At 61.2% G+C, this 13,119-nt stretch carries 15 protein-coding genes; 5 read left to right on the plus strand and 10 right to left on the minus strand.

Annotated elements, in window-relative coordinates; all coding sequences use genetic code 11:
- Positions 1-56: 56 nt before the first annotated feature.
- A complete protein-coding gene (locus RGV33_RS09905) occupies positions 57-947 on the plus strand; it encodes a pseudouridine synthase (protein ID WP_322148647.1) in 891 nt (296 codons plus the stop codon).
- Positions 948-1,004: 57 nt separating this feature from the next.
- Here the strand turns inward: RGV33_RS09905 and RGV33_RS09910 are convergent, their stop codons facing one another.
- Positions 1,005-1,226: a YgdI/YgdR family lipoprotein gene (locus tag RGV33_RS09910; protein WP_003209090.1), complete on the minus strand. Its 222-nt coding sequence runs from the start codon at positions 1,224-1,226 to the stop codon at positions 1,005-1,007.
- A gap of 80 nt (positions 1,227-1,306) precedes the next feature.
- Positions 1,307-1,909: a molybdenum cofactor guanylyltransferase MobA gene (gene mobA, locus RGV33_RS09915; RefSeq protein WP_322144114.1), complete on the minus strand. Its 603-nt coding sequence runs from the start codon at positions 1,907-1,909 to the stop codon at positions 1,307-1,309.
- Between the two features lie 75 nt (positions 1,910-1,984).
- Between mobA and moaB the strand changes: the two genes are divergently transcribed.
- Both moaB and glp read left to right on the plus strand, forming a co-directional pair.
- Positions 1,985-2,524 carry a molybdenum cofactor biosynthesis protein B gene (moaB, locus tag RGV33_RS09920; RefSeq protein ID WP_003209092.1) on the plus strand — a complete coding sequence of 180 codons (540 nt, stop codon included), beginning with the start codon at positions 1,985-1,987 and terminating at the stop codon, positions 2,522-2,524.
- The gene (glp, locus tag RGV33_RS09925) at positions 2,508-3,734 is read left to right on the plus strand and encodes a gephyrin-like molybdotransferase Glp (protein ID WP_322144115.1); all 1,227 of its coding nucleotides are present in this window, start codon (positions 2,508-2,510) and stop codon (positions 3,732-3,734) included. The genes moaB and glp overlap by 17 nt, the downstream gene beginning before the upstream one ends.
- A gap of 143 nt (positions 3,735-3,877) precedes the next feature.
- Here glp and RGV33_RS09930 read toward each other — a convergent pair whose 3' ends face one another.
- The 5 genes from RGV33_RS09930 to minC form a co-directional block, all read right to left on the minus strand.
- A complete protein-coding gene (locus tag RGV33_RS09930) occupies positions 3,878-5,167 on the minus strand; it encodes a M18 family aminopeptidase (RefSeq protein WP_003209095.1) in 1,290 nt (429 codons plus the stop codon).
- 195 nt (positions 5,168-5,362) lie between these two features.
- A complete protein-coding gene (locus RGV33_RS09935) occupies positions 5,363-5,998 on the minus strand; it encodes an RluA family pseudouridine synthase (protein ID WP_322144116.1) in 636 nt (211 codons plus the stop codon).
- Positions 5,999-6,094: 96 nt separating this feature from the next.
- A complete protein-coding gene (gene minE, locus RGV33_RS09940) occupies positions 6,095-6,349 on the minus strand; it encodes a cell division topological specificity factor MinE (RefSeq protein WP_003175252.1) in 255 nt (84 codons plus the stop codon).
- Positions 6,350-6,352: 3 nt separating this feature from the next.
- The gene (gene minD, locus RGV33_RS09945; protein ID WP_010176105.1) at positions 6,353-7,165 is read right to left on the minus strand and encodes a septum site-determining protein MinD; all 813 of its coding nucleotides are present in this window, start codon (positions 7,163-7,165) and stop codon (positions 6,353-6,355) included.
- A gap of 199 nt (positions 7,166-7,364) precedes the next feature.
- Positions 7,365-8,102 (minus strand): septum site-determining protein MinC, encoded by a 738-nt coding sequence (gene minC, locus RGV33_RS09950; protein WP_003209099.1) that lies wholly within the window; start codon positions 8,100-8,102, stop codon positions 7,365-7,367.
- A gap of 118 nt (positions 8,103-8,220) precedes the next feature.
- On the opposite strand from minC, the gene RGV33_RS09955 reads away from it, so the two are divergent.
- Positions 8,221-9,156, plus strand: a complete 936-nt coding sequence (locus RGV33_RS09955; RefSeq protein WP_322144117.1) for a lipid A biosynthesis lauroyl acyltransferase — start codon at positions 8,221-8,223, stop codon at positions 9,154-9,156.
- A 32-nt stretch (positions 9,157-9,188) separates the two neighbouring features.
- A complete protein-coding gene (locus tag RGV33_RS09960; RefSeq protein WP_322144118.1) occupies positions 9,189-10,340 on the plus strand; it encodes a patatin-like phospholipase family protein in 1,152 nt (383 codons plus the stop codon).
- Between the two features lie 121 nt (positions 10,341-10,461).
- On the opposite strand, the gene RGV33_RS09965 is transcribed toward RGV33_RS09960, so the two are convergent.
- The 3 genes from RGV33_RS09965 to RGV33_RS09975 are packed head-to-tail and all read right to left on the minus strand — an operon-like array spanning position 10,462 to position 13,035.
- A complete protein-coding gene (locus RGV33_RS09965) occupies positions 10,462-11,247 on the minus strand; it encodes an outer membrane protein OmpK (RefSeq protein ID WP_322144119.1) in 786 nt (261 codons plus the stop codon).
- Positions 11,244-11,639, minus strand: coding sequence for a hypothetical protein (locus RGV33_RS09970; protein ID WP_322144120.1), 396 nt, complete (start codon positions 11,637-11,639; stop codon positions 11,244-11,246). The genes RGV33_RS09965 and RGV33_RS09970 overlap by 4 nt, the downstream gene beginning before the upstream one ends.
- 43 nt (positions 11,640-11,682) lie before the next feature.
- Positions 11,683-13,035 (minus strand): nucleobase:cation symporter-2 family protein, encoded by a 1,353-nt coding sequence (locus RGV33_RS09975; protein ID WP_322144121.1) that lies wholly within the window; start codon positions 13,033-13,035, stop codon positions 11,683-11,685.
- Positions 13,036-13,119: the final 84 nt, after the last annotated feature.

Below are 13,119 nucleotides of genomic sequence, written 5' to 3' on the forward strand. Positions count from 1 at the left end.
GGGCCTGATCCGGCCGCATGCGGGATAATGCGCGTCTGTATTGCCACGTTTTGAGCCTGCCCATGTCCGTTTTTTCCGCTGCCCAGCATCAAGCCAGCACCTTGTACCTGCCGCCGGGCGCCTGGGCCACCGTGCTGGATTGCCTGTGCGAGCATTTCCAGGCCATCAGCCGTGAGCAATGGCTGGACCGCATCGCCCGGGGCCGGGTGCTGGACATCAACGGCGCACCGATCAATCAAGGCCTGGCCTACCGCGAAGGCCTGTGTATCTACTACTTTCGCGAAGTGCCCAACGAAAAAGTGATCCCGGTGCAGGAGACGATCCTGTACGCCGATGAGCACTTGGTGGTGGCCGACAAGCCGCATTTCCTGCCGGTAACGCCCGCCGGTGAGTACGTCGAGCAAACGCTGTTGCGCCGCTTGATTCGTCGCCTGGACAATCCGGCCCTGGTGCCGCTGCATCGCATCGACCGGCACACGGCGGGGCTGGTGCTGTTTTCGGCAAATCCGCAGACGCGTTCGGCGTATCAACAGCTGTTTCCCACGCGCAAGATCGACAAGTTCTACGAAGCTATCGCCCCGGCGTTGCCCGGGCTGACTTTCCCGTTGGTGCATAAAAGCCGGCTGGTAGATGGCGAGCCGTTCTTTCGCATGCAGGAAGGCGAGGGTGCGAGTAACACCGAGACGGCGGTGGAGGTACGGGAAAAGAACGGCGACTTGTGGCGCTACGGCCTGTTTCCGGTCACCGGCAAGAAGCACCAGTTGCGGGTGCACATGACGGCGTTGGGCGCGAGTATCTGCAACGACCCGTTCTACCCCGATGTCATCAAGGATGCCGAGGACGACTACGCCAACCCGCTCAAGCTGCTGGCCCAGGGCGTGCGGTTTATCGACCCAGTCACCGGCCTTGCGCGCAGCTTTCGCAGCCAGATCAGTTTGCACTGGTAAACCCCAGGAACGAGAAAGCCCGCATCAAGCGGGCTTTGTCGTATCTGGCGTTAAGACTTACAGGTCTTTAACGGTGCGAACCTGATCCTTGTTGATCTGGGTGCGCTTGCCATCCAGCTGTTCAAATTCGTAGAAGCCGGTGGACTTGTCGAATTTAGGAGTGTCGACGGCCTGGATTTCGCGACCGTCATTCAGGGTGATCACTGTAGGCGAGGCGCAACCGGCAAGGGTAGCGAGGCCCAGTGCAAGCATGAGAGCGGCGATGGTCCGTTGAGTCATGAGTTTGTCTCCGAGAGAATGCTTTTTTAATTACTGACCTTGTGACGTGTGCAACGTCGGCAAAGTTCCTTGTTCGACGTTCATTCTGACACGCTGGGCGGGCGGTGCAACAACTGCGGTGTATTGAAGTTGGCCAGGCGCGGATCGTCGGCGGGGCAATCCACGGCCTTGGCACCCAGCGCCTGCATGATCTGGCGCGGGCTGCGCTCGCCGGCCTCCCAGGCTTGTTCGAAGGGCTCACGCAGCAGCGTCGGTATGACGCAGAGCAGTGGTTCCCAAAAATTGCCGTGGCGCACCATCACGGGCAGCAATGGGTTCTGCTGCGCCGTATTGCGCAGGTCGGCGAGCAATCGCTCATCGATTTGCGGCACATCGCACGGCAATACCAGCAGATGCCCATGCCGCGCCACCGCCAGTCCTGCGCGGATGCCCGCCAGGGGGCCGGGGAAATCCGGGCTGTCATCGCCGACCAATTGATCGGCGTAGGCCGCGTACTGCACCTGGTTGCGGTTGCAGGAGATGATCAAGTCATCGGTCAAAGGCCGCACCAGGCGATGCAGATGTGCGATCAGCGGCTGCCCGTGCCAGTCGAGCAGGCCCTTGTCGAGGCCGCCCATGCGCTGGCCACGGCCGCCGGCCAGCAACAGCACGGAGCAGGGCAGTGAGGAAGAATGGCGTGGCATGACGGCTCCTGCGGGCAGTGAAATAGGGGGCTGTGATATAACATCGGGCTGTTCCTTCGACAACCGGACCGAGCCATGAAAGCCAAGGCTGATGCGCCCTTTGTACCCCTGAATATCGCTGTATTGACGGTCAGTGACACCCGTACCCTGGAAACCGACACCTCGGGCCAGGTCTTCGTCGACCGGCTGACCGCCGCCGGCCATCTGTTGGCCGAGCGCGTGCTGCTTAAAGATGACCTGTACAAAATCCGTGCGCAAGTGGCGCACTGGATCGCCGAAGACGTGGTGCAAGTGGTGTTGATCACCGGCGGCACCGGCTTCACCGGCCGCGACAGCACCCCGGAGGCCGTGAGCTGCCTGCTGGACAAGCAGGTGGACGGTTTCGGCGAGCTGTTCCGGCAAATCTCCGTGGCCGATATCGGCACCTCCACCGTTCAGTCCCGTGCCCTGGCCGGCCTGGCCAACGGCACACTGGTGTGCTGCCTGCCGGGCTCCACCAACGCGGTGCGCACCGGTTGGGACGGGATTCTCGCCGAGCAACTGGATAACCGTCACCGCCCGTGCAACTTCGTTCCGCATCTGAAGCAGGCCGAACCCTGTGAATCCCGTGGATAAGCCGGGCAAGAACGGCGCGTTGATGCCGGTGGAAGACGCCCTCGAACACCTGCTGGCGATGGCCGAGGCAGCCCCCATTCGCGAGCAGGAAACCTTGCCGCTGGCTGAGTGTGATGGCCGGGTGTTGGCGCAGGCGTTGGTGTCGACCCTGGACTTGCCGCCCTGGCCCAACAGCGCCATGGACGGCTACGCCTTGCGTCTGGCGGACTGGACCGGCGAGCCACTGGTGGTCAGCCAGCGCATTTTTGCCGGCACGGCGCCGCAGCCTTTGGCCGCTGGCACCTGTGCACGCATCTTCACCGGTGCCCCGGTACCGCGAGGCGCGGACTGCGTGGAGATGCAAGAAAACGCTGTGGTCCATGCCGATCAGCGCGTGAGCTTTACAGAGGCGTTGCAGGCGGACCAGAACATCCGCCCCCAAGGCCAGGAAACCACCGTCGGCGAGCTGGTGTTGCCCGCAGGTACACGCCTGGGCCCGATTGAGCTGGGCTTGGCGGCTTCACTGGGTCGTGATCGCCTGGAGGTGGTGCGGCGCGCCCGCGTGGCCGTGTTGTCCACTGGCGACGAGTTGATCGAGCCGGGCCTGCCGCTGGGCCCAGGGCAGATCTACAACAGTAATCGCCGGGTGCTGTGCAGTTGGCTGGAGCGCCTGGGCTGCGAAGTGGTGGACGCCGGGATCCTGCCGGATGACCTGGAGCAAACCCGCGAGCGCCTGGGCGCATTGGGTTCAGTTGACCTGATTCTGTCCACTGGTGGTGTGTCGGTGGGTGAGGCGGACTTCCTCGGGATTGCCCTGCGCGAAGAAGGTGAGCTGGCGCTGTGGAAGCTGGCAATCAAGCCGGGCAAGCCGCTGACATTCGGGCATTTCCGTGGCGTACCGGTGATCGGTTTGCCGGGTAACCCCGCGTCGACGCTGGTGACTTTTGCGTTGCTGGCGCGGCCTTACCTGTTGCGCCGCCAGGGCGTGCAGGACGTGGCGCCGTTGCGCATTGAAGTGCCGGTGGGGTTTGTGTGGGCCAAGCCGGGCAATCGCCGCGAGTACCTGCGCGGTCGGTTGGAGCAGGGCAAGGCGATCATTTACCGCAACCAGAGCTCGGGTGTGCTGCGCAGTGCGGCGTGGGCCGAGGGCTTGGTGGAAGTGCTGGAAGGGACCACGCTGGAAATCGGTGACCGGGTCAACTTCATTCCGCTGAGCGAAGTGTTGAACTGAGCCCGATCTATCAAACAATGACGATCAACTGTGGGAGCTGGCTTGCCTGCGATAGCGGCGGGCCAGCCAACATACCTGTTGACTGTGCCGACGCAATCGCGGGCAAGCCCGGCTCCTACAGTTGATGGGTGTCAGCCTGCCGGTTACGGTAAATCACGACTCGCGTAAAACGCACTCAACACCTTCACCAGGTGCGCCAGGTCGTGGCTGCCGCACAGCTCGCGAATCGAGTGCATGGCAAATGTCGGCAAGCCGATATCCACCGTACGCACGCCCAGGTGGCTGGCGGTGATCGGGCCGATGGTCGAGCCGCAACCCATGTCGCTGCGTACCACAAAGCTCTGCACCGGTACTTCTTCGGCCATGCACAGGTGGCGGAAGAACCCGGCGGTTTCGCTGTTGGTGGCGTAGCGCTGGTTGCTGTTGACCTTGATCACCGGGCCCGCATTGAGTTTCGGGCCGTGGTTGGCGTCGTGCTTTTCCGCATAGTTGGGATGCACGCCGTGGGCGTTGTCGGCAGACACCAGCAATGACTTCTGGATGGTGCGTACGAATTCATCGCCTTCAGGCAGCAGGCGGCGCAGGGTCTGCTCCAGCATCGGGCCGTCGGCACCGCAGGCGGAGCACGAGCCGACTTCTTCGTGGTCGTTGCACACCAGTACGCAGGTTTCGTCGGTTTCGGCGGTGAGCAAGGCTTGCAGGCCGGCGTAGCACGACAGCAGGTTGTCCAGGCGGGCGCCGGCGATAAAGTCGCCATTGAGGCCGATCACTGCGGCGCTCTGGGTGTCGTAGAAGCTCAACTCATAGTCGAGCACCACGTCGGCGTTCAAACCGTGTTCACGGGCCAACTGCTCGGTGAGTACCGCGCGAAAGTCCACACGTTCGTCACCGGCAAACTGCGCGAGGATCGGCGGCAGTTCGGTCTGGGCATTGATCGCCCAGCCCTGGTTGGCTTCACGGTTCAGGTGAATGGCCAGGTTGGGGATGATCGCGATGGGCAGCTTGAAGTCGATCAGTTGGCTTTCGACCTTGCCGTCGCGGCGGAAGGTAACGCGGCCGGCCAAGGACAGGTCGCGGTCGAACCACGGTGCCAGCAGCGCGCCGCCGTACACTTCCACACCCAGTTGCCAGAAACCCTGGCGTTGCAGCTCCGGCTGTGGCTTGACCCGCAGGCACGGGCTGTCGGTGTGGGCGCCGACCAAGCGAATACCGCCTTGCAGCGGCGAGTGGCGGCCGAGCTTGAAGGCGATGATCGAGGAGTCGTTGCGGGTCACGTAATAGCGCCCGTTGGCCTCGGTGGTCCAGGTCTCGCGCTCGTCAAGACGCTGGAAACCGGCCGCTTCCAGGCGCTGCGCCAGGGCGGCGGTAGCATGAAACGGGGTAGGGGAGGCCTTGAGGAAGTCGATCAGGCCTTGGTTCAACTCTTCGCGCATAAGTAGCTCCAGACAGCAATGGCGCGAGTTTACCGTATTGGCTCAGAATTTGGAGCGAAGCTGCTTTCTTGAGACGGGCACAAAACCCATGTGGGAGCTGGCTTGCCTGCGATAGCGGTCTGCCAGTAACCAATAGGGGGCTAACACACCGTTATCGCAGGCAAGCCAGCTCCCACATTTGATCGGTTTTGCAGCTTAAAACGGCGCGGGGCACTCGAAGCGCAAACGCTCGCCGCTCTGGGGATGGGTGAAGCTCAACATGCTGGCGTGCAGGCACAGGCGTGGCCAGGCTGCCAGTGCCTGTTGATGGGCGTACAAGCCATCGCCCAGCAACGGGTGACCAATGGACAGCATGTGCACACGCAGTTGATGCGAGCGGCCGGTAATCGGCGTCAACTCAACCCGGCACCACTCCCCGCAACGCTCCAAGACTTTCCAGAAGGTCAACGCGTTCTTGCCGAACTCATGGTCCACCACGTGCCGTGGCTTGGTGGGCGGGTCGTAGCGCAGTGGCAAGTCGATGCTGCCGCTGTCCAGTTCCGGTTGGCCCCAGCACAGCGCGGTGTAGGCCTTTTCGGTTTCCCGGTCGTGGAACTGACGAGACAGTTCACGGTGGCTATCGGCGTCACGGGCCAGCAGGATGATGCCGGACGTTTCCCAGTCCAGCCGGTGGACGATGCGGGCTTCGGGGTAGCCGTTTTCCTGCAGGCGGGTGATCAGGCAGTCCTTGTTGTCGTCGGCGCGACCGGGCACCGACAGCAGCAGGGTAGGCTTGTTCACCACCAGGACAGCAGCGTCCTGATGAAGGATATGGACATTGGACAACGGCATTAAAACAGCCTCGTAACAAACGCCAACGGCGGCTCGCTTACCCGGCCCCATGAGGGGTGCCAGATAACCGAGCCGCCGTGGCGACCGCCTGTTCGATCAACGATCAGGCAGGGTGATATTGAGTTCCAGAATCGAGCAGCTGCCGTCATTTTCCAGGGCGACATGCACGTCATCGTTGCCGATATTGACGTACTTGCGGATCACCTCAACCAGTTCTTTCTGCAAGGCTGGCAGGTAATCCGGGGTGCTGCGTTGGCCGCGTTCGTGCGCCACGATGATCTGTAGACGCTCTTTCGCTACCGACGCGGTACTTGGCTTTTTGTTGGCGCGAAAGAAGTCGAGAAATTTCATTGTTTAGTTGCCTCCAAAGATACGCTCGAAGAATCCCTTCTTCGCTACATCGAGGAAGCGATGTTCCACGGTTTTGCCCAGCAAGCGATCAACCGCATCGCTGTACGCCTGGCCGGCGTCGCTCTGGTCGTCGAGAATCACCGGCACGCCCTGGTTGGACGCCTTGAGCACGGCCTGGGATTCCGGGATCACGCCCAGCAGGGTCACGGCCAGGATGTCCTTGACGTCTTCAACGCCGAGCATCTCGCCCTTGCTCACGCGCTCAGGGTTGTAGCGGGTCAACAGCAGGTGTTCCTTGATCGGCTCTTCGCCTTTCTCGGCGCGCTGGGACTTGCTGGCCAGCAGGCCGAGCATGCGGTCCGAGTCACGTACCGAGGACACTTCAGGGTTGGTCACGACGATGGCCTCGTCGGCGAAGTACATCGCCAGGTGAGCACCGGTCTCGATACCTGCCGGGGAATCGCACACCACGTATTCGAAGGTTTCCTTCAGTTCGGCGAGGACCTTGCCCACGCCTTCCTTGGTCAGCGCTTCTTTGTCGCGGGTCTGGCTGGCGGCCAGTACATACAGGTTCTCAAGGCGCTTGTCCTTGATCAGGGCCTGTTGCAGGTTGGCTTCGCCGTTGACGACGTTGACGAAGTCGTACACCACGCGGCGTTCGCAGCCCATGATCAGGTCGAGGTTACGCAAACCGACGTCGAAGTCGACGATGACTGTCTTGTGGCCGCGCAGAGCGAGGCCGGTACCGATAGCGGCGCTGGTGGTGGTCTTACCCACACCACCCTTGCCGGATGTAACCACGAGAATCTTGGCCAAGGTGTTTCACCCCTAAGGAAAAAGGACTTTTTAGTCCCTGAAAAACATCTCTTGAAACTCGCTGCAGGCGGACAGCTTTTGTAGGAAAAAGCACGGCTCGCCTAGGCAAACCCCAACTTCAAATTGTTCCTACACAAGTTTTGCCGTTTTCGCTGTGCTATCAGAGTCCAGAGATGCTTGGAAAATGCGGCAGTATCCGTTAAAGACGAACGATGTTCAACACATCGCCCGACAGGCTGACTTGTACCCCGGCCCCCCACAGCGGATCGCGGCGCAAATCTTCCGAAACCTTGTACTGGCCTGCGATGGACACTAGTTCAGCGGTCAACTGCTGGCAAAAAATACGGGCCTTGGTGTCACCTTTTATGCCGGCCAGTGCACGGCCACGCATGGGGCCGTATACATGGATGTTTCCATCGGCGAGAAGTTCCGCCCCCGGGCTGACCGGGGCGATGACGACAAGGTCGCCACCCTGGGCATAAATTTGCTGCCCGCCCCGTACGGGCGAGGTGATGATCTTGGTAGGCTTGATCGTCGGCTCCGGCGGTTTCTCCGGCTTTTTCTTCTCTTCGCCGACCAACGGGTCCAGCGGACGTTCCCGTGCACCGGACGGCGGCAGTACTGGCAGTTCAATGGCGATTGCCGCAGCAATGTCTTCGATACGGCTGGCACGAATCGCCAGGGTGCGCAGGCCATGCTGGCGGCACACACGCATCAACCCTGGCAGGTCGACCGCGCCCTGGCCGGCCGGGAGTTTGTCCAGGGCCAGCACCAGCGGCGCATTGTTGAAGAAGTTCGGCGCGAGGGCGACCTTGGCGGCGAGCTGGCGGTCCAGGGCATCAAGGTCATTGCGGGCCAGTTCCAGCACGGTAATGGCGAGCATGCTGCCCTTCAGCTGGAACACGGGATCTTGGTCTAGCGGTTCGGTTTGGCTCATGGTCGGCAAAGCGGCTTGTCACGAAAAGTGTCGAGACTTATAACGAGAACATCCGCTAGCCGCAAGCCGGGTCGAACCGTTGTAGAATGCGCGGCCGTTGTCTTTACCGGAATCTTTAATGGATCGCCCGCGTTTTCGAGCTGAATTTTTTCATCCGCGTTTCTGGCTGTTATGGCTGGGACTCGGTTTGCTATGGCTGATTGTGCAGTTGCCATACCGGGCTTTACTGGGGATTGGCCGTGTCTTGGGTGCGGGAATGTACCGGGTGGCCGGTGAACGTCGACGCATTGCCGCGCGAAACCTGGAACTGTGCTTCCCGGAAAAAACCGCCAAAGAGCGTAAACATTTGCTCAAGGAAAACTTTGCCTCCACCGGCATCGCCTTCTTCGAGATGGCCATGAGCTGGTGGTGGTCCAAGCCACGCCTGGCGCGCCTGGCCCATGTCGAAGGGCTGGAGCACCTCAAGCAGGCACAGTTGGAAGGCAAGGGCGTGATCCTCATGGCCCTGCATTTCACCACGCTGGAAATTGGCGCCGCCTTGCTGGGGCAAAAACACACCATCGACGGCATGTACCGCGAACACGGCAACCCGTTGTTCGATTACATCCAGCGCCGTGGCCGCGAGCGACACAACCTCGATTCCCTGGCCGTGGAGCGCGAAGACGTGCGCGGCATGCTCAAGCTGCTGCGGGCCGGCCGTGCCATCTGGTACGCACCAGACCAGGACTACGGCGCCAAGCAAAGTATCTTCGTGCCCTTGTTCGGTATTCAGGCGGCGACCGTGCCGGCTACCAGCAAGTTCGCCCGCCTGGGCAGGGCGCTGGTGGTGCCGTTCACTCAGCAGCGCCTGGCCGATGGCAGTGGCTATCGCCTGGTAATCCACCCGCCGCTGACCGACTTCCCAGGTGAAACCGACGAGGTTGATTGCCTGCGCATCAACCAGTGGGTCGAAGCCTCCGTGCGCGAATGCCCTGAGCAATACCTGTGGACCCACCGCCGCTTCAAGAGCCGGCCGCCGGGTGAGCCCAAGCTGTATGAGAAACGCCGTCGTTGATCTGAAGTCCCAAAGCACCCTGGAGTGATGCGATGCGCCCAGCTGAACCGGTCACAGGCTTGATTCTTTCCGGCGGCGGGGCGCGAGCCGCCTATCAGGTGGGGGTATTGGCGGCGATTGCCGAACTGTTGCCGCCGGGCGCAGCCAACCCGTTCCCGGTGATTGTCGGCACTTCGGCCGGGGCGATCAATGCGGTCAGCCTGGCCAGCGGCGCCATGGATTTTACCGTCGCCATCGCGCGCCTGACCGCCTTCTGGCAGGGCTTTCGCAGCCACCTGGTGCTGCGCAGCGATTGGCCCGGGGTGATCAGCCAGGCCAGTCGATTCCTTATCCACAGCCTGCTGGGGCTGGGCGCACAGGTGCCGGTGGCGCTGCTCAACAGTTCGCCGCTGCGCGACTTGTTGCGCGACAAACTGCACCTGGAGGGCATCAACGAGGCGATTCGCCAGAAGCACCTGCATGCGGTGGCCGTTACCGCGTTTGGTTACGAGTCCGGGCAAGCCGTGACCTTCTACCAGGGCGGCGGCACCATTGATGCGTGGCTGCGGCATCGGCGTATCGGCATTCCCACCCAATTGACCGTCGAACACCTGCTGGCCAGTTCGGCGATTCCGTTGCTGTTTGCGCCGGTCAAACTCGGCCAGGAATATTTTGGCGACGGGGCGGTGCGCCAGTCGGCGCCGATCAGCCCTGCGTTGCACCTGGGCGCCAGCCGGGTGCTGGTGGTGGGCGTCAGTGGCAACCCGCGCGGTAACGATCCGACGAACCCGACCCGCACGTTTACCGGCCAGGAGCCGACGCTGGCGCAAATTGGTGGGCACATGCTCAACAGCACGTTCATCGACAGCCTGGAAGGCGATATCGAATTGCTGGAGCGCTTGAACCAGTTCAGCCATGTGTTGCCGGCCAACGCGGCGATACAGGGTTTGGCGCCGGTGGAAGTGTTGGTGATTGCGCCAAGCCAGCCGATCGACGAAATCGCGGCGCGTCACCGTCAGGAATTGCCGGCAGCATTGCGCCTGTTCCTGCGCGGGCCGGGGGCGACCAAGACCAGCGGCGCGGGCGTGCTCAGTTACTTGCTGTTCGAGGCGGGGTATTGCGGCGAGTTGATCGAGTTGGGAAGGCGGGATGCGCTGGCCAAGCGTGAGGAACTGAAGCGGTTCCTGGGCCTGACACCGAACTGAATGTGGGATCGGGCTTGTGTGGGAGCTGGCTTGCCTGCGATGCAGGCACCTCGCAGTTTCAGTTACACCGCAGTGATGCTATCGCAGGCAAGCCAGCTCCCACAGGGAGGCGCGGTGTTGGTTAGAAGTGGTACTTCACCAACAGGCTCGCCGTGTCCTGGTTAGTCTCGAACGCGCCGCTGTCCTGGATCCCGTACTTGTTCTTCCAGTAGTCGTATTCGATACCGACATACAACTGCTTCTCGCCCCAATGCAGCGCCTTGCCCAGGTCGTATTTGATCTGCGGGTTGAAGTGCAGGTTGGCGTGGTAAGTACCACGGGCGTTCTTGTCGTTGTCCACCACCCAATCCATAAAGCCGTCGATCAGCACGTTGGAGTTGCCCACCGGAATCGTGTACGACCACACCGGCGTGATCTGCCACACACCATCACCCGGGCGATTGCCTTCGGTCTGGCGCTGGTAGAAGTTCAGCTGGAAGTAGTCGAAGCCCGGGATAGCCAGGTCGAAGCCGGGGCCCAGCAAGTACGACTCGTTGTCGCCTTCGCCGAACTCGTAAGTGAACGCCAGCAACACGTCCTTGATCGGACCGAACGACAAGTCCTTGTCGAAAATCTTGCCGAACGACAAGCGCGGGCTGAACTCACCGTAGTAAGTACTTGGGCCGACGTTGCCGTCTTCCTTGCCGTTGTAAAAGATGCGGTCGACGAAGAAGAAGTTGTCCCCGTACTTCCACGCATCGGCGTGTTCGAAGGTCACGGTTTGCTGGATCTGCGGGTTAACAGTGAAGTTCTTGCCCCACAGGTAAGTCAGGCTGTTGTTCTGCCACTGCAGCAAATCACCGGCCATGGCCTGGCCGCCAGCCAGCAGGGATCCTGCCAGCATCAGGCTGTTCACAATACGTTTCATTCGGTTGCTCCCGAGGTAAAGGTTTTTAGTTTTTTTTCTAAGCGCACGCTCTGGTATGGCGTCTTTTGGCTTGCCGCAAAAATCGTCTGTTCGGTCAGCTTTAATGCTTTTAGCAAGAGCTGCGCCAAGGTGTTTAAAAAGCCAAAAAATCCCCGTCGGCTGCGATGAACACAGTCGAATTCGGAGAGTTTTTGCACACATTGGCTGCGGACCTGGGGCCGGGATAAGTTGGCCTTGCAGTCAGCTTTTACATTCGCTGTTTTTTTTTGAGTCGATTTGAGCGGGCGCCGAGAATACTGACTCACGGGGCTGTGCTCAAGTGCGCCGTTACAGAGCGCGTGGGGCAAGAATGGGGCACGGCGCGTGGCCGGCCCCGGGTGAATGGCGTGCATGGTGTATTCCTTGATCGTTATTATTTTTGTTGTGATGCAGGAATCAATGCTGGTGTGCGTGTTCGCTTGCGGCAGCGCGTTCGGCGCCACCCAAAATGTTGAATAACAGGTTCAGCGACAGCGCACTGAGGGTGGCCATGGCGATACCGCTGTGAGTGATCGGGCTCATCCATAGCGGCAGTTGTGCGAAGAATTCAGGGCGCACTACCGGGATCAATCCCATGCCGATACTCACTGCCACCAGCAGTTGGTTTCGGCGGTCGGCGATGTCGGCTTCCTGGAGGATTTTGATGCCCGTGGCCGCCACCATGCCGAACATGGCAATCGCCGCGCCGCCGAGCACTGCCGGTGGAATCGACGCCACCAGGAACGCGGCCTTGGGCAGCAGGCTCAGTACAATCAGAAACGCCCCGGCCATGAGGGTGACCGAGCGGCAGCGCACGCCGGTCATCTGCACCAGGCCGATATTTTGGGCGAACGAGGAGTGGGTAAAAGTGTTGAAGAACCCGGCGAAAAACGATGCGCCAGCGTCACACAACAGGCCGCGGCGCAGCATTTTCGGGGTGACTTCCTGGCCGGTGATCTTGCCCAGGGCGAGGAACATCCCGGTGGACTCGACAAAGATAATCACCACCACCAGGCACATCGACAGAATCGGTGCCAACTCGAACTTGGGCATGCCGAAATGCAGCGGCGTCACCACTTGCACCCACGGCGCCTGGGCCAGGCCGCTGAGGTCGACCATGCCGATCATCCCGCACAGCCCGTAGCCGAGGGCCATGCCGATCAGCACCGAGATATTCACCCAGAAGCCGCGCATGAAACGGTTGATCAGCAGGATGGTGGCCAGTACCAGCGCGGCAATCGCCAGGTAAATCGGTGAGCCAAACGTGGAAGCTGCAGCGCCACCGCCGGCCCAATTCACCGCGACCGGAAACAGCGAAAGGCCAATGGCGGTGATGACGGTGCCGGTCACCAATGGCGGAAAAAAGCGCACGACCTTGGACATGAACGGCGCGATCACAATGCCGAAAAAGCCGGCGGCAATGGTTGCGCCGAAGATTCCCTGCAAGCCGATACCGGGCATGCCCGCCATGGCCACCATGCTGCCGACCGCGGCGAAACTGGCGCCCATCATCACCGGCATGCGGATGCCCACCGGGCCGATGCCGAATGACTGCACCATGGTTGCGATGCCGGCCACCAGCAGGTCGGCATTGATCAGGAAGGCGATTTCTTCACGGCTCAGGCCCGCGGCCTGGCCAATGATCAAAGGCACGGCGACGGCACCGCCGTACATCAGCAAGACGTGTTGCAGGCCTACCAGGATCAGTTGCAAGAGGGGCAGCCGCACCATGGGTGGCGCGGCAAGAGTCTGCGTTTCTAACTGGGACATGCAACACCTCGGATCTTTTTTATTGTTGTGTTGTTCGGCATTCAATTGCCGGGTGGAACTCAATCTTCAAAACACACCGCAGAT

Source organism: Pseudomonas sp. Bout1 (assembly GCF_034314165.1).
GTDB lineage: Bacteria > Pseudomonadota > Gammaproteobacteria > Pseudomonadales > Pseudomonadaceae > Aquipseudomonas.